Annotated in this window: 15 protein-coding genes; 8 read left to right on the plus strand and 7 right to left on the minus strand. The window is 42.8% G+C overall.

Annotation, left to right across the window (positions count from 1 at the left end):
* Nucleotides 1-151: 151 nt before the first annotated feature.
* The 5 genes from VCHENC03_RS13230 (at nt 152) to VCHENC03_RS13210 (ending at nt 7,741) form a co-directional block, all read left to right on the plus strand.
* Entirely contained in the window at nt 152-2,956 is a 2,805-nt protein-coding gene (locus tag VCHENC03_RS13230) for an ATP-dependent DNA helicase (protein ID WP_032802747.1), read from the plus strand.
* 30 nt (nt 2,957-2,986) lie between these two features.
* Entirely contained in the window at nt 2,987-4,399 is a 1,413-nt protein-coding gene (locus tag VCHENC03_RS13225) for a DUF7017 domain-containing protein (protein ID WP_009705991.1), read from the plus strand.
* Between the two features lie 100 nt (nt 4,400-4,499).
* Nucleotides 4,500-5,186 (plus strand): hypothetical protein, encoded by a 687-nt coding sequence (locus VCHENC03_RS13220; protein WP_009705992.1) that lies wholly within the window; start codon nt 4,500-4,502, stop codon nt 5,184-5,186.
* Nucleotides 5,187-5,554: 368 nt separating this feature from the next.
* Nucleotides 5,555-6,685 (plus strand): CRISPR-associated ring nuclease Csm6, encoded by a 1,131-nt coding sequence (gene csm6 / locus VCHENC03_RS13215; RefSeq protein WP_009705993.1) that lies wholly within the window; start codon nt 5,555-5,557, stop codon nt 6,683-6,685.
* Between the two features lie 234 nt (nt 6,686-6,919).
* Nucleotides 6,920-7,741, plus strand: coding sequence for a mechanosensitive ion channel family protein (locus VCHENC03_RS13210; RefSeq protein WP_009705994.1), 822 nt, complete (start codon nt 6,920-6,922; stop codon nt 7,739-7,741).
* 55 nt (nt 7,742-7,796) lie between these two features.
* On the opposite strand, the gene VCHENC03_RS13205 is transcribed toward VCHENC03_RS13210, so the two are convergent.
* From VCHENC03_RS13205 to VCHENC03_RS13195, 3 genes are all read right to left on the minus strand, one after another.
* On the minus strand, nt 7,797-8,720 hold the full coding sequence (locus VCHENC03_RS13205; RefSeq protein WP_009705995.1) for a LysR family transcriptional regulator: 924 nt from the start codon (nt 8,718-8,720) through the stop codon (nt 7,797-7,799).
* A gap of 183 nt (nt 8,721-8,903) precedes the next feature.
* The gene (locus VCHENC03_RS13200) at nt 8,904-12,038 is read right to left on the minus strand and encodes an efflux RND transporter permease subunit (protein ID WP_009705996.1); all 3,135 of its coding nucleotides are present in this window, start codon (nt 12,036-12,038) and stop codon (nt 8,904-8,906) included.
* 9 nt (nt 12,039-12,047) lie between these two features.
* A complete protein-coding gene (locus VCHENC03_RS13195) occupies nt 12,048-13,226 on the minus strand; it encodes an efflux RND transporter periplasmic adaptor subunit (protein WP_009705997.1) in 1,179 nt (392 codons plus the stop codon).
* Nucleotides 13,227-13,590: 364 nt separating this feature from the next.
* On the opposite strand from VCHENC03_RS13195, the gene VCHENC03_RS13190 reads away from it, so the two are divergent.
* Nucleotides 13,591-14,511, plus strand: a complete 921-nt coding sequence (locus VCHENC03_RS13190) for a LysR family transcriptional regulator (RefSeq protein ID WP_009705998.1) — start codon at nt 13,591-13,593, stop codon at nt 14,509-14,511.
* Nucleotides 14,512-14,680: 169 nt separating this feature from the next.
* Nucleotides 14,681-15,655 (plus strand): porin, encoded by a 975-nt coding sequence (locus VCHENC03_RS13185; protein WP_009705999.1) that lies wholly within the window; start codon nt 14,681-14,683, stop codon nt 15,653-15,655.
* A 355-nt stretch (nt 15,656-16,010) separates the two neighbouring features.
* On the opposite strand, the gene VCHENC03_RS13180 is transcribed toward VCHENC03_RS13185, so the two are convergent.
* The 4 genes from VCHENC03_RS13180 to VCHENC03_RS13165 all read right to left on the minus strand — a co-directional run bounded on the left by VCHENC03_RS13180 (nt 16,011) and on the right by VCHENC03_RS13165 (nt 20,277).
* Entirely contained in the window at nt 16,011-17,828 is a 1,818-nt protein-coding gene (locus VCHENC03_RS13180) for a DUF3413 domain-containing protein (RefSeq protein WP_009706000.1), read from the minus strand.
* Nucleotides 17,829-17,946: 118 nt separating this feature from the next.
* Nucleotides 17,947-18,291, minus strand: a complete 345-nt coding sequence (locus VCHENC03_RS13175; RefSeq protein WP_009706001.1) for a DUF3316 domain-containing protein — start codon at nt 18,289-18,291, stop codon at nt 17,947-17,949.
* A gap of 309 nt (nt 18,292-18,600) precedes the next feature.
* On the minus strand, nt 18,601-19,197 hold the full coding sequence (locus tag VCHENC03_RS13170; RefSeq protein WP_009706002.1) for a short chain dehydrogenase: 597 nt from the start codon (nt 19,195-19,197) through the stop codon (nt 18,601-18,603).
* A 180-nt stretch (nt 19,198-19,377) separates the two neighbouring features.
* Complete coding sequence (locus VCHENC03_RS13165; RefSeq protein ID WP_009706003.1) at nt 19,378-20,277, minus strand: LysR family transcriptional regulator; 900 nt, start codon at nt 20,275-20,277, stop codon at nt 19,378-19,380.
* 162 nt (nt 20,278-20,439) lie between these two features.
* Between VCHENC03_RS13165 and VCHENC03_RS13160 the strand changes: the two genes are divergently transcribed.
* Nucleotides 20,440-20,736 carry a DUF1330 domain-containing protein gene (locus VCHENC03_RS13160; protein WP_009706004.1) on the plus strand — a complete coding sequence of 99 codons (297 nt, stop codon included), beginning with the start codon at nt 20,440-20,442 and terminating at the stop codon, nt 20,734-20,736.
* Nucleotides 20,737-20,951 lie beyond the last annotated feature (215 nt).

Below are 20,951 nucleotides of genomic sequence, written 5' to 3' on the forward strand. Positions count from 1 at the left end.
TCTGGTATAACGTATGTAATACTTATCTGGAAGGAGGCACGCAACTCCTTCTTTTACTGACCAACACCACGAGTAGCTAGTCATTACATTGAAGTTTAAAAATGCAAGGAGGAGTGGTGAATAGCGATTATTACTTTATATGGTGAACACCATGAATACGTCAAACTTTACTTTTCTAAACGACTGTTATTCTAGGCTATCAGGTTTAGCCCATCAGGCTGAATCGTACATTTTTAGTGATCCTCAAACATCAGCATTTAAGTTACGTGCTTATACCGAGTTGATGGTGGAGTACATATACTCACACCTCGGTCTAGAAACTGATGATAATACAGACCTTTTTAGTAGACTTAGCAACCAATGCTTTCGTGATGTCGTCGTTTCTGAAATTCAGGCGAAGCTTCACCTTTTGCGAAAAGAGGGCAACAAAGCCGTTCACAATAATTCTGTCTTTAAGCCGAGTGATGCTATGTTTCTTACGAAAGAGGCATATCTAGTAGGTCGTTGGTTTATCCAGACCATGCAGAATGGCTATTTGTTTATTCCTGAATTTGTCCCCCCCTCCCCAACAGAAGACCTCTATAGAACACTCGAGCAACACAACCAGCAATTGAAGGTGGACCTTGCAAACCGAGCGCAAGAAATTGAAGAAACGAATCTCGCTCTAGATTCAGTGAAAAAAGAACTAAGACAAGCCCAAGAGAAAGCTTCGCTAAATGAAGAAGAGCTTAAATATAAAGCAAGATCATTTAAAAGCTCCAGTAAGGAAGCCGCTAATAGCTTTGACCTACAGATGGAAGCGACTCGAAAGAAAGTTTCTATCATGGACCATTTTGAAGGTGTTGAACTAACAAAGGGCCAACGAACGGCTATCGATGGTCTTGAAGAGTTTGTTAAGTCTGATGATATCGACAACTTTATTCTTCATGGTTATGCAGGTACTGGTAAAACGTTCATTACTAAAGGTATTGTTGATTATTTAACTGCTTTAGGTAGAAAGTGTGTGTTATTAGCGCCGACCGGGAAAGCTGCAAAAGTCATTTCTGAAAAAACCGGTTATGCCGCATCAACGATTCATAGCGCTATCTATAAAATAGCAGAATGTATGGATGTTGATGATGACAGTGATAAAGCACCTGTTGCACCATTAAAAGTAAACAGTGACGGCAATGAAACTGTTTATATTGTGGACGAAGCATCGATGCTATCGGATGCGTTCTCAAGTCTGGATAACATTCAGTTTGGCTCAGGAAAAGTGTTAGCTGACCTTGTTGAGTACAGTCGCGATGCAACGCTTGAAATCATGACAGCGGTTAAGCGTAAAATGATATTTGTCGGTGACTACGCTCAGTTACCTCCGGTAGGAATGTCTTTTTCTCCAGCTCTACATAAAGAATACCTACAAAAAGAGTACCAATTAAAGACGGTTGAGACCTTTTTAGATGAAGTCGTGCGTCAGAAAGCGGGAAGTGGTGTAATGGACAATGCCATTATGCTACGTAATGGCATCGAGACTATGACGTTTAATGAGTTGGATTTTTCTTGTGCTAAGGCTGATATCTGCGCTGTTGAACACAATGCGGTTATTGACCACTTTATGACGGTTTGTAATGGCCAGATTAAGCGCACAAAAAATGCGATGTTAATTGCTTCATCAAATAAAAAGGTTAAGCAATATAACGATAAATGCCGTGAAAAATTTTTCCCAAATCAAAATAAACTTTGCGTAGGAGATAAGTTAATCTCAGTAGCTAACCACTATTCAGATGAATACTTTGTCGCTAATGGTGAGTTTTTACTTATTACTCAAATCTTTGGGAGTGCAGAGAACCAAAAACTTTATTCATTTACGATCGAGGACGGCAAGAAAAAGAATCTAATGTTGGACTTCACTTTCAGAGATGTTGAGTTGCTCTTTAAAGGTGAAGGTAGCTCGGTAAAAAGAGTGAAAACTAAGGTTATTGAACATTTACTTTATAACGATGAGCCTGGGTTATCCTCTGAGGAAATGCGAGCTTTACATATACAGTTTGATTCTAAGTACAAGGACAAATCTAAAGAAGAGAAAACTGCTCTTAGAAAAACAGATCCTTACTTGAATGCCTTCAAGGTTAAATTCGGTTATGCCATCACCTGTCATAAAGCTCAGGGTAGTGAATGGGAAAATGTGTTTGTCGATTGTTCATATCACACACCTAGTTTACTGAATAAAAACTATTTTCAGTGGCTATATACCGCCATTACGCGTACGTCATCAAACTTGTATGTTATTGATGAGCCGAAAATTAAGCTTGGAAGTAATGCGACAATTGTTGGCCCGACATTATGGCTTGATGAACCTGAAACTAATAAACCTATTGTGATCCCTGTTAAAGCGTCGGTATCCATTGCTGATGCCAACAGCCATGAACTAGAAAACTGTCCAGTAGAGTTGCAAGACTTGTATCGAAAGGTTCAGACCCTGGTCAAAGAGCATGATATTACGATTGAACAGGTACACCACAATAACTATCAAGAGATGTATGTACTCAAGTCGAATGATGTTACTGCTGATGTAAGGTTCGTTTATAACGGAAAATTTAAAGTTACAAACGTAAATGTGGTTGGACGTGGAATGCTTCAGGTTGCACTCGAAGCATTGCTTAGCCCGTTGAAAGGCTGCGTGCTGTCTTCTGTTGTTGATGGACAGGAATCGAATAGCTTTACATTTGATCAGCCTCATTTAAAGACGTTCCATGAGAGGTTGGTTAGTGTGTATTCAGAACATGGGGTTGCTGTTTTAGACATAAAGCAGAATCAATGGTGTCAACGATATACCTTAAGCAAAAACAACGAAACGGCTGTCATCGACTTCTACTATAACGGTAAGCACCAGTTTCATCGTGTAGCACCGATGCCGAACGCAAGTAGCTCCAAGGCTCTCCTCAAAGAGTGTACGGATATTTGGACGTCATAATGCGAAAAATATAATGAGGAATAATATTAAATGAATGAACAACCTTTTCGCACTGTGAACAACCTGCGCAAATCAGGAAAGCTTCAAGAGGCTTGGAATGTGGGTTTTGCCGCACTAGAACAAACGCCTCAAGATAACTACCTCAAGGGCTCACTCTTTTGGATATGTTATGAGTACTTAAAACAGATGCAGGAGAAAATTGCGTCTAGAGCCTCTAACTCTGGCAATTTTAGACCAAGTGATTTTGAGTTTGAACAGATTGAAAACTTGCTACAAACGATTGTTGGACTAGAAATACCAACAGGAGGTTTGGAGTATAAAATGCTTCTGGTTCAATTTAGAAGGAATTTAGAATGGTTTCCCTCATTAATAAATATGGTACTAGATAAACAAGCCTCTATTTTTGATGATGAGTCTAAACAACCATATCAAGCTGAGAAAGGTGAAGTTCCTAGCTTAATGTTAACCATCACCCGACAAATTGCGAGTGCCTGGCTAAGAGCGAGAGATAACTGGCAAATAGGCCTGCAACAAGTGATGTCTCTAATGATGCTAACTCGCTCGCAAGCTAAAGACACCAAGCATATTATTTGGCTTGATTATGACCAAGCTAAGTGCTTTATCGTCGCGGGTAACTACGACAAAGCAAGAGAATTAATTCTGCCCATTTTACGTAAGAAGCAAAGAGAGAGTTGGGCGTGGGGAGCGCTTGCTGCTACATATCAAAAAGAAAAGCCTGACTTGGCAATGATGTTTTTTGCCAAAGGTATCACTTCTGCGAATGAAGTCACATTTGCTCTTAAGTTACTTCAAGGTATTGTTCCTCTTTTTCTTGGTAAAGGGCAATCAGATAAAGCTTCAATGTGCGTGAAGTTAGCAGTAAGTGCATATCAAGAGAATGGGTGGAAAGTTAAACCAGAGTTAGAAAGGCTACAGTCCCAGCAATGGTATGACACATCAGTAGATGAATCTCAGTTGATGCCGTTTCTAAAGTCAATCTCAAAGGGTGCAACCGATCATCTTCATGGGCCACTCCAATCATTAAATGGCGTCATAGAGAGTATCCATAGGTCAGGCAAGGGCTTTAATGTGTTTGTTAATAAATCCTCGTTAATATCAGTACGGATGGGAGTCCACCAAGGAAAGGTGAAACCTAAAGCTGGAGACTATGTAGACCTTTTGGTATCTCAAGGAGAAAAAATAGAGGTTATCTCGTGTAAATCTATCAACAAAGTTGAGATTAAGGATGTGTCGTTCACAGAAGGGGAGCTACGCATTGCTCCGAAAGGTTTTGGTTTCGTAAATGATACGTTTGTGCCTCCATATATTCTTGACGGCATCGAGAATCAGTCTCAAGTAAAGGTGATGCAAGTATTGTCATGGGATAAAACTAAGAGCCGATATAGTCAGAAGGCAGTTTCAATCAAAGTAGATAACGTTTAGTAACTACAATCGTTTATAAGCTTATTATTCTAAGCTTCCTTTGCTTCTCCGCTATTGTTTAACCTACACAACGGCCTGAATTACAACAGCGGAGACAGTAATGGAAACTCAACTTATTTCAGTGAACGATCTTGGTTACATGCGTCACAATCGAGCTTATGCAAATCGATACCGTCATTCTCGCCGTAATCAAGGTGTAGACACGTTAGCTAGAGAGTTTTATAAGCATTTAATGCTAGTTGAAAGAGACATCACATGTTGGTTTTCTCGATTGGTGAACTCAAAGAATGAACGCATCCTTAGATACAAATCCTCCAACGGTGTGTTGAAGTACCAAGAGATCGATTTTATTGCTGAAAATGAGTTCGGGCTGAAGTTTTGTGAGCTCAAATTAAAAGAGCGTTTTAGTGAGACTTTAAGTGAACGTTCGTCGGGTATTGCTCAACTGAAAGCGACCACTGAGGCCGCTTCATCTGTGTATGAGCTAAATGGCTCACTTGCTATCTGCATCGACATGAGTTTTATCTACACTGGTGAAGATAGTGTGGGGCGAAACTTCACAAACGTTGCTGAGCTACCGGACCACTTTAAACGGGAAGGTGAAGGAGAATATATCTGGTTAGATATCAAAGATGTATTGGTTGTAGCATTAAGGGAAGGATGGTTTACACAGGAGCGAGTTGAAGAGATTAGAGAGCTTTATGAAATGATGTACAACCCAATGGCCATGATGCCCAAAGTACATCAAATCCCTTTGAATAGTCCCTTTGCTCAGCTACAAGCTTAGCTTGCCAAAACTGAATGTTGGATAGAAAAACAAACTTGATACTAGATCAAGTAGCTGGTTTTAGAGAGGAGATATCAGAAGAAGAGACTCGTGAAAGCGTTACTTTTTTGTCTTTGGTAACTTCAGACTTGTGGCAAGCTCAAATACTTAAGTTGAGGGTAAGGCGACTGGCTTTAATGCAGTAAGTTGGCAGTAACCTTCTCTCACACAAGAACCTAACTCCACACAATATACTTCCATAGGTGAAACTCCAACTTGGGGTAATATGTCAGACGATGATATTCCGTTCTAAGGTAAGCGCGCTCGAGCCTGAAAAAGGTATGTCTAAATCCACTCTAAATGAACGTAATTTCCATAAGGAAAACAAAGTGAAAAACATCTTGGTAGCCGTAACAGGCGCGAGTCCTCAAGTCCTAACTGAAACGTTGTTTGCATTGAATCATCAAGGTAAAACAATGCCAGATGAAGTGTTTGTGATTACTACCGCTAACGCTAAGCAAACGTTAGAGGAGGGGCTATTTCAAGATGGTCATTGGAACAAGCTAATAGAAGATTATCAACTCCCAGAAGTTAAGTTTAGTTCCAACAATATTTGGTTGATCTCCGATGAAGAGGGTAATGTCTTAGAAGATGCAAAGGCAGAAGCTGACCAAGTTGTAATGGCTGACTTTATTACACAGAAAGTAGAGGAGCTGACTCGTAATGACGATGTTGCGATTCATGCTTCAATTGCTGGTGGCCGAAAGACAATGGCTTTTTACATGGGATACGCAATGTCTTTGTATGGTCGTGAGCAAGATGTGCTCAGCCATGTGTTTGTTGACGATGATTTTGAGTTTGTGAGCGAGTTTTATTACCCAACTCCTTACGATAAGTACGTTGTCGGGAGGGACAAAAAAAAGGTTGTAAACACTAAGGATGCCAATGTTACCTTAGCGGAAATCCCGTTTGTAAGAATGCGTCGTCAAGTTGATGAGTCAATTTACAACCAAATGCAAAACCATTCGTTTTCGAAAACGGTATCGGCTCTAAACAGCGCGCATAACTCTGACGTTAAAGTAAAAATTTCTACTAAGGATAAGACTCTGGATGTAGCAGGTGTGTCTGTAAAACTTACAGCTAAAGCGCTATCAATTTATTTATTCTTCGTCAATAAAGGAATGAGAACGGAAACGCTAGGACGATCATTTGAGGAAGATGTTGAGCAAACTCGTGAATATTTAGAGGTTTTAGACTCCATGAAAGCAGACGTACGTCTGTATAGAAGTATGGGTCTAGAAGATGAAGGCCAGTGGCGGCAAAATGATTTCACTTTGACTCCTAAATTGACCAAAGACTTCGTTCGCCAATCTCTGAGTGCTTTCCATAAAACTCTAGATGAGCGCCTAGTCTCTGAGATCGTAGCAAAAATCAAAGTGCATTCTGATGGAGCTAAAGCGGGAGCCAGCTACAGCATATGTAGAGACCTTGTGATTGAGGTTGACGGGAAGCTCGTTTAGTATTCATTGCCTTTGCTAGTTTTTTGAACAGTGAAAACGCAAAGCCCGCTATTTTAGCGGGCTTTGTTGTATCTAGAGCCTCCACGCTGTATCAAATCTCTTCTAGAATTCGATAAATCCCGCCAATACAAACGAAAAGTGTGATTGTCTTTTTTAATCTTGCCTTGAGACAGTTGCAGTGGCCGATTGGTCGAACCAAAGTACCTCTTTTTTGATATTTAGAGAGGGATTCGCATGTGGGAAAACATTTCTTTAGAAACACTGTATGAGAAGTGCTTGGAGCTTTTACTGACGTTTGGGCCAAAGTTTATTTTGGCTTTGATTGTTCTGTTTGTGGGCTGGTGGATTGTAGGCAAAGTCAGTCGTGCTATTGAAGTCGCGTTAGAAAAGATGAAGATAGAGCACGGCTTACGCGGTTTTCTTTCTTCCTTGGCTTCTGTCATTTTAAAGATCCTTTTGATCATTTCTGCCGCTTCTATGATTGGTGTTGAGACTACCTCATTTATTGCGATGCTAGGTGCTGCCGGCCTTGCTGTTGGTATGGCGCTTCAGGGTAGCTTGTCCAACTTTGCGGGTGGTGTGTTAATTCTGTTCTTCAAACCATTTAAAGTGGGTGATGTGATTGAAGCGCAAGGGCACATGGGGAAGGTCGTTGATATCCAGATTTTTGTGACCGTGCTGCTGACTTATGACAACCAAAAAATCATCATCCCTAACGGATCATTGTCTAACGGAACGGTAAAGAATCTGTTTTGTGAAGAGAAGCGACGTATCGATATTGAGTTTGGTATTAGCTACGGTGACGATATCCATAAAGCCCGCCGCGTTCTCATGCAAGTGATGGAGAACTATGAGCTGATCATCAATGAGCCCGAGCCTACTGTGCATGTGAGCCAACACGGTGACAGCCATATCGGTATGCTAGTGTGGGCGTGGGTTGATTCAGAAAACTATTGGCCGGCTTACTTTGGCCTTTATGAAAGAGTGAAAGATGCCTTTGATTCAGAAGACATTACGATTCCATTCCCTCAACGAGATGTTCACATCCACAACTAGCAAAAAAAGGAGCGTCAGCTCCTTTTTTAAATTTACTCATTTGTTGTGAAAACCATTAACGAAAATAAGCTTCCCAGTTCGCTGGTGTGCCGATGACATCTTGGACGATGTCGATAAACTCTTTGAGCAAAGGTGAATGCTGTCGATGGGTGTACATCGCATAGATATCGCCATGTGTTGGGATATCGTAATCCGCCAATAGCTGAACTAACCCCATTGATTCCAACTCTTCATGCACCATGAACTGACCAATCTGCGCGTAGCCGAGCCCAGCTTTTGCGCTTTCTATGATCAGTTCAGGCTCATTGACGCGGTAAGCGCTCGTCATTGAATACACATCCAACTGGTCTGGCTCTGTTTTAGAAATGAACTTCAATTTGTCTGCGTTAAAGTTTCCGTTGGCATACACAATGGAAGGCAGCAAAGACAACGCTTGAGGGGTTTTCGGTTCACCATGTTTTTCAATAAACGATTGAGACGCCACAATGGCGACTTTGTTTTCTGCCAGTCTTTTCGCGACGAGGGTAGAGTCGCGCATCGGACCAATTCGAAACGCAATATCGAAGTTGTTGCCGACTACATCAACATGATGGTCATCTAAGAGAAGCTCAATCGATGCTTTCGGAAATTGCTCCAAAAAGCGCTGAATAGCGGGCTGCAAATACTGGCGGCCAAACATAGTGGAACTTGAGATCTTTAGATTGCCACTCAAATCCGTTTGGAATGAAGAGGTCAGTTGCTTCGTCTCGTCCAATAGTGTCGAGATTTGCTCGGCTTTCTCTATCACTTGTAAGCCAATTTGAGTCATGGAAAGAGAGCGAGTGGTGCGGTTTACCAGACGAACGCCAAGGTATTCTTCAAGCTGCTTGATATGTTTGGACAGAACAGAACGGTCCATGTTCATGCGATCAGCCGCTTTGGCAAATGATCCCGCTTTGGATACTTCTAGCAGCAGTTCGAGTTTGTTTGCTAAATCCAATGGTGTGCTCCTTGGGTCGTTGGATTCACGTTATAAAGCCTTGTTTAGGTGAATGTCTAGTCCGATTTGTTTCGTCAGGCTTATTGGTATCAGTTAACGCAATGAAACTTATCGATAAAGTCATAAGTAAAAAGGAACCGAGCAATATCGGTTCCTTTTTCTATTTCGTGGTGAACTAAAGCGTTAACTCTGTTTTCGACCTTTACTGACGAGCATGTAAAACACTGGGGTGAGTAGCAAACCGAAGAAGGTAACACCCACCATGCCGGAGAACACAGCAATACCCATCGCTTGACGCATCTCAGCACCGGCTCCACTACCTAACACAAGAGGAACAACGCCTGCTGTGAAGGCGATAGAGGTCATCAAGATTGGACGCAAACGCAAGCGACATGCTTCCAAAATTGCAGACAGATGATCTTTACCACTGCCTTTCAACTCATTGGCAAACTCGACCATGAGAATGGCGTTCTTACATGCCAGCGCAACTAATACAATCAATGCGATCTGGGTGAAGATGTTGTTATCGCCTCCAACCAGCCATACACCGCCAAGGGCAGAGAAGATAGTCATCGGGACAATCAAGATGATTGCCAATGGCAACTTCAAGCTCTCGTACTGCGCAGCAAGTACCATGAACACCAGCAATACAACCAATGGGAAAATGTAAACCATGGTATTGCCCGCCAAAATTTGTTGGTAGGTAACATCGGTCCATTCATACACCATACCTTCTGACAAGTTCGCTGCTAGCACATCTTCTATGGCTTTTTGCGCTTCGTCTGAGCTGTAACCGAAGGCTGGACTGCCATTAAGCTCGGCACTTGGGTAGCCGTTGTAATGCATCACACGATCTGGACCAATGGTCGGTGTAATCTCAAGTACTGCGCCAAGTGGGACCATCTTGCCTGACGCACTCCTTACTTTGTAAGACAAGATTTGCTCAGGGTCGAGGCGGTAATCAATATCGGCTTGCGCATTTACTTGGTATGTGCGACCAAACATATTGAAGTCGTTGACATACAATGAACCCAAGTAAACTTGCAGTGCGTTGAAGACTTCTTCCAATGGAATGCCTTGTAACATCGCTTGCTCACGGTCAACGTTGATATCCATTTGAGGCACCTGAATACGGAACGTTGAGTAAAGCCCCATAAGCTCTGGGCGTTTGCTTGCTTCTTGAATCACCAAGTTCAACTGCTGGAACAACTGGTCGAAGCCTTTATTCCCACGGTCTTCAATTTGCAATTTGAAGCCACCTGTCGAGCCTAAACCTTGGATCGGCGGTGGTGGGAAAATAGCGACGAACGCTTCATCGATCACGGCAAATTTCTGGTTCAACGCTGCGACAATGGCATTGGCACCTAAACTTGGATCTGTTCGGTTTTCAAATGCGTCCAACGTAACAAAAACAATGCCGCTGTTTGGGCTATTGGTGAAGCCATTTACAGACAATCCCGGGAAGGAAATGGTCTGTGAAACACCAGGCGTCGCCAGAGCAAGCGTCTCCATTTCTCGAATCACTTCTTCCGTTCGATCTAAGCTCGCGGCATCAGGCAATTGAGCGATGGCAACCAAATACTGTTTGTCTTGTTGTGGAATAAAACCACCAGGAACGGCGTTAAACAGCGAACCTGTACCACCAAGCAGAACAAGGTAGGCAGCAACGACAATCGCGCTGAAACGAACCAGTTTTTTCACTAAGGCTTCGTATCGGTTTGAACCATAATCAAACAGCTTGTTAAACGGCTTGAATAGGAACCTGCCAAACACGGCGTCCAAAATACGCGTTAAGCGATCGGGTTTTGCCCCTTTTTCTTTCAACAACAAGGCAGACAAGGCTGGAGAAAGGGTCAGAGAGTTGATTGCCGAAATGATGGTTGAAATCGTGATCGTCAATGCAAACTGTTTGTAGAACTGACCAGACAAACCAGTAATAAACGTCGTAGGGATGAATACCGCACACAGCACCAAGGCAATTGCGATGATGGGGCCGGTTACTTCTTCCATGGCTTTTTTTGTCGCTTCAAGCGGTTTTAAGCCGTTGTGAATGTTCCGCTCTACGTTCTCGACCACAACGATTGCATCATCCACGACAATCCCGATAGCCAACACCAAGCCAAACAAGGATAGAGTGTTGATTGAGACGCCAAGCATTTGCATTACAGCGAAAGTACCAACGAGAGAAACCGGTACGGCAATGATTGGGATGATGGATGCTCGCCATGTTTGTAAGAACAAGGTCACAACGATAACCACCAATACAATCGCTTCAAGCAAGGTGCTGATTACGGCATTGATCGAGCCGCGCACGAAGACGGTTGGATCATAAGCAATCTCGTAAGAAACGCCTTGAGGGAACTTCTTCGATAGCTCCGCCATGGTGTCACGAACTTCATTTGATAGCTCAATCGCGTTAGCGCCCGGGCGTTGGAAGATAGGCATGGCGACCGCAGAGTTGCCGTTTAGCAGTGCACGCAGAGCATAGGTGTTTTGACCGAGTTCAATACGAGCTACGTCTTTCAAACGAGTTAAAGCGCCGTTATCACCCACTTGAACAATGATGTCGTTAAATTCGTCGATGTTCTCCAGACGGCCTTTTACGTTGAGCAATACTTGGAATTGATTATCGACAGTAGAAGGTTGTGCGCCAAGAGAGCCAGCCGCGACTTGTTGGTTTTGCTGTCTTACCGCATTGACCACATCCATTGCTGTTAAGTTGCGAGAGGCTAACGCGTCTGGATCGAGCCATAAGCGCATTGAGTACTCGCCGCCACCAAACAACTGAACGTCACCCACACCGCCAAGGCGAGCGATATCGTCTTTGATGTAAAGGTTCGAATAGTTCGCAAGGTAACTGACTTCTCGGCTGTTATCCGGAGAATAAATGTGTACCACCATGGTCAGATCTGGTGATGCTTTCTCTGCGACGACACCTAAGCGCTGCACGGTTTGAGGTAAACGCGGTAGGGCGCTGTTCACGCGGTTTTGAACCTGAACCTGAGCTTTATCGAGATCAGTGCCAAGCGCGAAAGTGACCGTTAGTGTCATTCGACCATCGCTGGTGGCTTGAGAAAACATGTAGAGCATATTTTCCGTGCCGTTTATCTCTTGCTCCAACGGCGTTGCTACCGTCTCTGCGATGATCTTTGGGTTCGCACCTGGGTAGTTCGCGGTTACAACAACCGTAGGAGGCACGACTTCTGGGTATTCACTCACTGGGAGTTGGAACAAAGAAATGCTACCAACAATCAGAATGAGTAGAGAGAGCATCGATGCGAAGATCGGTCTCTGGATGAAAAAATGCGCAAACTTCATTGAATCGCCTTACTCTTGTGCATTTGTCATAGGTTGAGTGGTTTTTGAAGGAGCGGACGCCAAGATCAACGGCACAGATGTCAGGTCGAGCTCAACGTTTCTTGGTTGAATTTGAGTGCTAGGGCCGACCTTTGCTGGGCCATTGACGGCAATGATGTCGTCTGAGTCCAAACCTTGTGTAATAGCACGGTACTTTCCGTAACGCTCACCGACTTCTACTTGCTGATATTGCAGAACATGGTCTTTGTTCATGGTCAGAACAAAGCGGTTTTCTAGGTCAGTACCGATGGCACGTTCTGGGATCAACACTTCTTCTTTTGGCAAGCTGGTGGTGATTTGCACGCGGCCAAAAGAACCAACTCGCAGCGGTCGATTGTTTGCGTTAAACACAGCGCGAACCTGTAATGTGCCGGTATTTGGATCGATTGTATTGTTGATAAAATCGATGTAACCAAAGTAAGGGCGCTGCTCTTTGCCTGTTAACTGTAGGCGAGCTGGCGTCTTGCTTGCCGCTGTGGTGTCAGAGAAAGTGCGGTTCCATGTACGCTCATCAACGTTGAAATAAGCGTAAACCTTGTCATTGGAAACAATGTTACTGATGATGCTTTGGTTCGCCGTTACATTGTTGCCTTCAGTGATAAACGCATTCGAGATGGTGCCACTAATAGGTGCGTAGATTTGTGTGAACTCAAGATCAAGCTTGGCAGATTTCAACTGAGCCTGAAGTGCCAATACTTCCGATTTTCGTTGTTTAACCGATGTCGAGCGAGATTCCGCTTGCTCTTGGGAGATGGCTCGACGCTCCACCAATTTTGATGCACGGCGCAAGTCACTCTTCGCTTGTTCTAGGGAGGCTTTCGCGCTCAGTAATTGCGCTTCAAGACGTGCGACTTCTGCTTCAAAGGTTCTTGCATCGAGTGTTGCGAGTAGGTCGCCTTTTTGTACTGCTTCTCCATCTTCAAATTCAATGGTCTCAATCACGCCCGATACTCGTGGCATAAGCGAAACCTCTTGAGGCGCTTCAAGTCGCGTCGTGAAGGTAAACCACGATTGAACCGGTTCATATGCTACGGTCGCCACGTCTACAGGGACAAACGCAGGAGCTTGTTGTGTTGCTGGTTTGTCATCAGAGCTGCAAGCGGACAATACCGCTAGGCTAATTCCTGTAACCACTGCTTTTTTTAACATAATCAATCCTCGTCAAAAATTTGAGGAGGCGATTCTACTGAGAGGAATTGTGGAGAATAAGTGCAGAGATAAAACATATAGAATTGAAAAAAATGCACGAATCAATCAATGTAAACTAAATTCTTTTTAATTTTAGAAACTTAGAAATATAAACCCTGCGAATGTTGTTGGTATATATATTAGTTCGAAATGGTTTATATCAATTTGTAATAGAGACAATGCGTCGATAAAACACAGTTAAATCAAAGTTTAAATAGCCAAATGATGCATTTTTATCATTTCATTAGTGCAAAAATAACCATAATAATTATTGATGGATTTTGTAAAATCGGCTCTTCATCACAATACTAGGAGAGGGAGTTGGATGGATCTTGCTACACAGCTTGAGTTGTTATTGGACGTTGCGGAGTTTGGTACGTTTGCCAAGGCTGCGGATAGGAACCACATTGATCGCTCCGCGCTGTCTAAGCAAATTAAAAGATTGGAAGATGATTTAGGATTGCGCTTGTTAAACCGCTCAACACGTTCTCTGTCTTTGACAAGTGCAGGTACAGAGATGGTAAAGCAAGCCAAAAAGGTGAGGGAAGTTCTCAATGAAACCAAGAAGATAGCTGAAACGTTTCATGATGAGCCTCGTGGGCATCTGAAGATTTCTAGCTCAACGTTTTTTGGTCGAACTTACATCAATCGTGCTATTGAATTGTTCATCAAGAAATACCCAGAGATCAGTGTTGAACTGGTGTTAGATGATAATCGGGTTGATGTGATCAGTGAGGGTTATGATGTGGTATTTCGAATTGGTCAAATTCGCGATTCCAATATGATCGTCAGAAAGCTTGCTTCCAATAAGTTGGCATTAGTCGCTTCAAGAGATTTTATTGAGACGTATGGTATGCCAGAAACGCCAGAAGAATTGATTAAGTTGCCGTCAATCGTATATTCAAACGAAAGCTTTATTGCTGATAAATTACGCATCCCGACGAGTTTAGATTCGGATGAAACAAAAACGTTTACTATGAGAGGGCAATACTTAGTCAACGAAGCCGAGTCAATTATCGATTCTGTAAAATCTGGCTTAGGTTATGCGTTAATTGGCCAATTTTATTTGCAAAAGCACATTGATGAACAAGGGTTAATTCGTTTATTACCAGATTATAAATTACCCGATTCTGGCGAAGTTTATGCGATGTACTCTCATCGTGATCAGCAACCTCTTGGTAAGCTCTTTATTGACATGGTTCAAGAGGTGATTGGTAAACCTGCTATTTGGGAAAACTACCTATAATGTTCTAGTTTGTTTATTAGAATATAGTAATAATTTTATTTGTAAATGTTTAACAGGGAAGTTATTCGTTCAAAAATAACCATTTTAAATAGTAAAATTGTCGCTAATATAAAATAATAATTTGAGCATAATTGTCACCGCTTATTAACAAACAAGTAGTGGTAATTAAATGAAAATGAATAAAACAGCCTTCGCAGTTCTTTCTCTTATTGTAGCGAATGGTGCATCAGCAGCAGAAGTATTCTCTAACGACACAACAACACTCGATGTTCATGGCCGTATGCAGGGTATGTATTATTTCTCTGATGATAAAGACGTAGATGGCGATAACAGTTACGTACGTGTTGGCCTAAGCGGCGAATCTAAAATTAATGATGATCTTTACGCGTTTGGTCTTTATGAGCTTGAGTTTAAATCAAACCGTCGTGATGTTAACGGTGTTGAAGATGATGAGTTTGACGTACGTAAAGGCTATGTGGGTGTTGCGACAGATTACGCAACGTTCAGCTACGGTCGCCAATACGGTGCAGTGACGCTGGTTTCTGATTACACCGATATCTTCCCTGAGTTTGGTAACGAAGCGGCAGGCGTAAGTGCAGACGTATTTGGCACAGGCCGTTCAGACTCTGTCTTCAAGGCAACGGCAAGCATTGCTGGCTTAAACGTTCATGCAAGCTACCAAGCAGAAAATGATGAAGTATCGACAGATTCTAACTCATACGGTATTGCTGCGGATTACCAACTGCCGTTTGGCTTTAAAGTAGCACTAGGTTACAACGAAGGTGAAACACTTACAGGTGGTAACGACGCTGAGTTGTTCACTTCTGCGATCTCTTACGAGTACGATGCATTCTACGTAGCGGCGCTGTACAGTGATGGTGAAAACTGGGCAAAAGATGGTTCTGATGTAAACGCGGATTACACTGGTATTGAAGCCGTTGCAACGTACAAAGTGACGGATGATTTCCTAGCTTTGGTAGGTTACAACAACCTAGAGCGTAATGACGTTGATACGGTTGATTACGTATCTATCGGCGCTGAGTACAACTTAACAGAAAACTTTAAAGCACTAGCAGAATACAAAATCAATGATGTTGAAAACGAAGACGACGTATTTGCCGTTGCTGCTCGTTACTCATTCTAATTACTGATTAACATACAAGCCGATGAAAGTAACTTCATCGGCTTTTTTGTGTCTGTTATTTCTGGCGGCTATTTTTACCATAATGAATGGATAATATAAATCGTGAGTGAACTCATGGTTTGATTTATTATTCTTTCCGTTAGCTAGTCCACTGCTAGGAAGGTTAACATTTACGTATATTTGTATTTCTTAATATTTTGCAGCAAATTATTTGCTGCTTTTTTTTGCTTGTAATTTGTACTTGTTATTATTTTTCCCAAAAATATTCTCGTTTCTCGTTTCTCGTTTCTCGTTTCTCGTTTCTGTTCGATATAAAAAGCCCCGCGTAAAGCGAGGCACGATAGTAGTAGGCTGCTCAATAATAGAAACGGGACATTTCATCGAGTGCTCTCTGCATGGTTTCGACCGGAACTCGACCAGAATGATCAATGTGTAAATCATTTCGAAGCAGTTGCGAATGCCCGCCCGGGTTAACCACAAGCATGTTCTCTCTTCCGACTAGCGCGTAGTTGTAATAACTGCCAGCAATGAACCAATCACGAGATGCGTTTTCGTTAAACAGGTTATGACCGACACTGTAAGATTCGGGGCTCGTCGTCACGTCAAAGAGCTGATTCATGAGTGTAGGAACAACATCGAAATGAGTGGTTCGATAACGGATTGTTTGAGGCGCTTTCTTTGGCATATACACGTAAAGCGGAACGTGAACCTGAGTCGCACTGTAGTTGCCAGTATGACCCCAGTAGTTCATCTGATGGTCGTTGAACTCTTCACCGTGATCGGAAGTGATTACAACGATGGTGTTGTCTAAATCCACGTTATCCAGCACTTGGGCAATCAAACTGTCGATATAGTACAGCGAGTTCTTATAGCGATTGTGATAAAGCGTGGCATCGAAGTCATTGTTAAGTTTGATGTGGTCGACACGCTCCCAATAGGGCGTGAACTTAGCAAATTCAGGCTCAGGAAAGCTGGTTCCATGAGCTGCATCATAGAACAGAAATCCGAAGTACGGGGCGTCACTCGCTTGGTTCTTAAATTGAATAAACTCATCAGTGATTTCTTGGTCTCGCTCTACCTGCGTTTTGCCATCGCGCTTAAGCGTCAGGTTTTCAACGTTTTTGAAAACGGTGCGTGACAAAGGAGGACTGGTGAGTGAAGCAGAACCAAAGACGCCCATGCGATACCCTTGACCTTGCAATGCATCCATAAACACAGGTGACTTTTGGCTCGCGTAAAAGCTGTTCCAGTACGTGGCAGGTAAGCTATAAAACAAGCTGAAAATGCCGGCCTGTGTTGAGTTGCCGCCACTCATGTGTGCAGAAAAGTTGATGGTTTGCTCCGCAAATTGCGTGATATTGGGCATGATTTCGGCGGTTGCATCACTGTAACGCCAAGCGTCAATTAAAATAAACAGGACATTCGGCTTTGTTTCTTTGGAAGAGACTGATAATGGCGCGAGGGGATAATTGAGAGATCCACTTTTGACGGCCTTCAGTTCAACTCGGTTCTGAGCCGCGATGGTTTGATCCACCAAATGATGTTTGTAGATAAATTTACGCGCAGTGAGCGGGTAATAGAGAGGCCAGTTATTCGTGAATTGGCTTACCTCATCGTCATAGAGGGCGTTCTTATAGGCATGGATGAATTGCGTACTGAGCAATAGGACAAACCAAACACTGAACAACAGATATTTCAGACGGCTCGACGCAAGCTTGCCGCTTAACCAAACCGTTATCACTAACCCTAAAGTGAGTAGCGCGATCTCTCCAGCGAAAATCAACCACGTCATCCAAGATATTTCAAATACCTCTTTTCCACCTTCAAAGAACATGCGGATAAGTAACGCGTTGATGTGGAGCTTGTACTGCTGAAAAACCAAAATGTCGACGTTCAGCATGATCAAGAGTGCGATGGCAACGAGGAGCACCGCACCTTTGAATAGATGTGATGGCAAGAACGAGAGCAACAGGCTGCAAAGTAAGAATGGCAGTGCAATCAGGCCAAGCCAAGCGTATTGAGTTGCGACCAAATAATACAATTGAAGGGCGGTAAGTGGTTCAGAAAATGAGTTTGAAAAAAGAAACGGATAGCAAACGATGGATAAATAGATGGAAAAACAGGCAAAGAAAGCCATCAACCACGCGCTATTATTCGCAGTTTGTTTGAACATAGTTTTTAGAAGTGTTGTGTCACGAGAGTGATGAGAAGACGGGAAGTTTCCCAGATGAAAACAACCTCTCCACCGTAGGAGAGGGTGGAGAAGTTATCAAAAACGTGCGGAATTGAGCTTAGTTGTTGCCAGAGTCGCTTGCACGATAGTTGTAGAAGACATTCACGATCGCACGGTATTTTACTTCGTCACGTTGCTCTGAATATTCTTCTACCGTTACGTAAGTGTTGTCTAAACGGATGTCGCGTGCGAATCCATGACCAATAATGCTCAGTTCATGGCGCAATTCGGTTTGAGACATGTCTTGAATCTCGTTGATAAGATCAAAGCTTGCTTCGTAAGCGGATGATTTATCGGCGAAGTTATCCGTTACAATTCTCTGTGTACCATGCTCAGTGTGGATACCTGCAAAGGCAGAAAAACTTGCGAGCATAAGAGAAGTTAGAGTCATTAGCTTTTTCATAGTGTCACCTAAAGTAATATTTGATTAAACGGTAAAGTGTCTAACGAATCCCTGTTTCTTTACTTGACGGAAGAGATTGTGCCATGAGGTTTTTGTGACGTGAATCACTATGTTTTCCATTCATTGTGGTGAAATTGTCCCGATTCTAGACTTGAGAAAACCTCATTTAAATTAGGGGATTAGACAAAAACAATTGCCCACAAAAGCATCAAAAATGAGTTGGTTTTGATGTGGATTTAGAATGCAAAAAAAGCGATGACCTCGATAAGGCCATCGCTCTTCAAGAACAGGGTTAGACGTTGTGTTTGGTTATTTAACGGCAGTGATGATCTCGCCAGTTGCACTGTATTCCAACAGGTTTACATAGTGCTGAGCAACCTCGATAGCTGGCATGCCCGGTTCAGGATCCATACCCATTGCAACCATGGTTTCTGCGACCCATCCAGGAGACACTGCGTTGATTCGAATTCGATCAATCTCGGTGACCGCCGCTTTTATTGCCGCTTCTACTGCTGCGTTTACGGTGGTAACGATGCCACTGCCTTGGAATGGGTGCTGAGCCAAAATACCAGTAGTAAGTACAATGACACCGTTGTCTTTCACGTATTTCTCACCAAAACGAATGGTATTGATTTGTCCCATCATTTTGTTGTTGATACCGAATTCCCATTCAGAGTCCGGTGCGTCGGCCCACGGAGCCAAGTTTGCTACGCCTGCGGTACAGAAGATGGCATCAACTTTACCGACTTTCTCAAACAGCGCTTTAAGTGATTCAGGCTTAGATAAATCTACCGGATTTTCTGGGTGATTGAACGATGCGCCAATTACTTCTGCTTTGTCTTTTAGTAGCGTTTCAAATTGACGACCAATTAAACCAGTTGAGCCAAGAACGAGTACTCTTTTCATTTTTCTATCTCCGTTTCCGTTGTGTAGACACATTATTGGATAAAGAGATTTGTTCGTGTAGAGAGGTAAAGGTTGTTTTACTTGTAACTAAAAGTTGAAACTGATTGCAAACCCGCTTTCATTCAATCTACTCGTGGTTAGCTAGGCGTTAAAGTAAAGCATGACCAGTGTCTCTCTGGTTTAAGAGGGGTAAGACTTGAGCTTCTCAACCATAAAGTCGATGAAAAGGCGTGTACGCTTGGGCAAGTTATCTCTCGATGAGTAGTAAATCCAAACGGGTTTAGGCTCGACCCAATACGATTCTAAGATGGGTACAACGCTGCCTTGTTCTAACTCTTCTTCTACATGCCATCTTCCCATGAATGCGATGCCTAGATGTTGCATTACTGCAATTTTTGCGGCGCTAATGTTTGATAGGCTAAGGTTACCTTTTGGAATGAATTGAACGTGCTCTCCGTGGGTGTCCTTCAACGGCCAAGTGCAGGATCGACCCGACGAAAGAGGGCGATAAACGATGCAGTTATGTTGATGAAGATCTTCCACAGTGCGTGGGAGGCCAAACGTTTCAACATATTCTTTGCTCGCAAATATGCCGCTTTGCATTTGATAAATCGTTCGCGCCACCAAGCGGCTGTCTTCGTTTATCTGATTGCCAACACTCACATCGAATCCTTCATCGACGACGTCTAAGATGCGATCACTCAAGACCAAATCTAGCTCGATCTCTGGATACAAGCTCAGAAACTCGGCGATATGCGGCATAACAAACTTACGCCCAAAGCTGTCAGGCAAATTGACTTTAAGTTTGCCGGCAGGGTTTTTATTCTGCTCAGACAGACCATCAATGCTTTGTTCAATTTCCGATAGTAGCGGCGAGACGCGTTGATAAAGACTGGCGCCATCCTCTGTTAATGAAAACTGACGTGTGTTGCGATGGAAAAGCCTCACCCCAGTTTGTCTTTCCAAAGCGGCGACGCCTTTACTCACTGCCGCTGCAGAGATCCCTAGCTTGCGCCCAGCCGCAGAAAAGCTGCCTTCTTGAGCAGCTGCAATAAACAAAGGAAGTTGAGTCGGAAGCATAAGTCGTGATCCTTCAATTCGGGCTTTTTGATGTAATGCGTTAAAGCATGGAACAGATTCAACTTCTAGTTATAACTGATTCAACGTGTTGAGATCTACCGTTACAAATCGAGAGGCGTATTGTGAGACTTACTGATTCAATCAAACCAATAGGCAATCAACATGACACCAATTTACCTTTATATACAGTTTAAAATTCAGGATATGGAAGCTTTCAGTGAGTATGCTGAGCGTGTTTCTGAAACCACTCAAATCTATGGTGGTCAGACGGTTGCGATCAACAAATCACCAACGACATTACATGGCGATGTGGGGGCAGATGTTTGTGTCATTCAACACTGGCCATCTTTAGAAGCGGCGCACGCGTGGCATGACTCTCCTGAATACGCACCACTGAGAAAACTGCGTGACGAAAAAGCGATGAGAGATCTGAAAATTATCCCTGTGCCAGCTGTTTAAATAAGCAAGTAGATCAAATAGACAGCGCTAATATTGATATTATATTAAATTTATAATGAATTAATGGTTGGTATTTTTACAGAAAATATTAGCGTTCGTTTATTTATTGTTCTCTAATTATTCACATCATCATTCTTGGAAACTGAGTCACAAAATAATCAATTATATTTAATATTTATAAATGGTGTTTTTTATTAAACTATTTGCTCTAATCT

Source organism: Vibrio sp. HENC-03, assembly GCF_000305755.2.
Lineage (GTDB): Bacteria > Pseudomonadota > Gammaproteobacteria > Enterobacterales > Vibrionaceae > Vibrio > Vibrio owensii.

Excerpts from the sequence above, each read along its gene's own strand:
- VCHENC03_RS13230 (WP_032802747.1), top strand. The coding sequence starts at position 152 with ATGAATACGTCAAACTTTACTTTTCTAAACGACTGTTATTCTAGGCTA.
- VCHENC03_RS13225 (WP_009705991.1), top strand. The coding sequence starts at position 2,987 with ATGAATGAACAACCTTTTCGCACTGTGAACAACCTGCGCAAATCAGGA.
- VCHENC03_RS13220 (WP_009705992.1), top strand. The coding sequence starts at position 4,500 with ATGGAAACTCAACTTATTTCAGTGAACGATCTTGGTTACATGCGTCAC.
- VCHENC03_RS13210 (WP_009705994.1), top strand. The coding sequence starts at position 6,920 with ATGTGGGAAAACATTTCTTTAGAAACACTGTATGAGAAGTGCTTGGAG.
- VCHENC03_RS13200 (WP_009705996.1), bottom strand. The coding sequence starts at position 12,038 with ATGAAGTTTGCGCATTTTTTCATCCAGAGACCGATCTTCGCATCGATG.
- VCHENC03_RS13195 (WP_009705997.1), bottom strand. The coding sequence starts at position 13,226 with ATGTTAAAAAAAGCAGTGGTTACAGGAATTAGCCTAGCGGTATTGTCC.
- VCHENC03_RS13190 (WP_009705998.1), top strand. The coding sequence starts at position 13,591 with ATGGATCTTGCTACACAGCTTGAGTTGTTATTGGACGTTGCGGAGTTT.
- VCHENC03_RS13185 (WP_009705999.1), top strand. The coding sequence starts at position 14,681 with ATGAAAATGAATAAAACAGCCTTCGCAGTTCTTTCTCTTATTGTAGCG.
- VCHENC03_RS13180 (WP_009706000.1), bottom strand. The coding sequence starts at position 17,828 with ATGTTCAAACAAACTGCGAATAATAGCGCGTGGTTGATGGCTTTCTTT.
- VCHENC03_RS13175 (WP_009706001.1), bottom strand. The coding sequence starts at position 18,291 with ATGAAAAAGCTAATGACTCTAACTTCTCTTATGCTCGCAAGTTTTTCT.
- VCHENC03_RS13170 (WP_009706002.1), bottom strand. The coding sequence starts at position 19,197 with ATGAAAAGAGTACTCGTTCTTGGCTCAACTGGTTTAATTGGTCGTCAA.
- VCHENC03_RS13165 (WP_009706003.1), bottom strand. The coding sequence starts at position 20,277 with ATGCTTCCGACTCAACTTCCTTTGTTTATTGCAGCTGCTCAAGAAGGC.
- VCHENC03_RS13160 (WP_009706004.1), top strand. The coding sequence starts at position 20,440 with ATGACACCAATTTACCTTTATATACAGTTTAAAATTCAGGATATGGAA.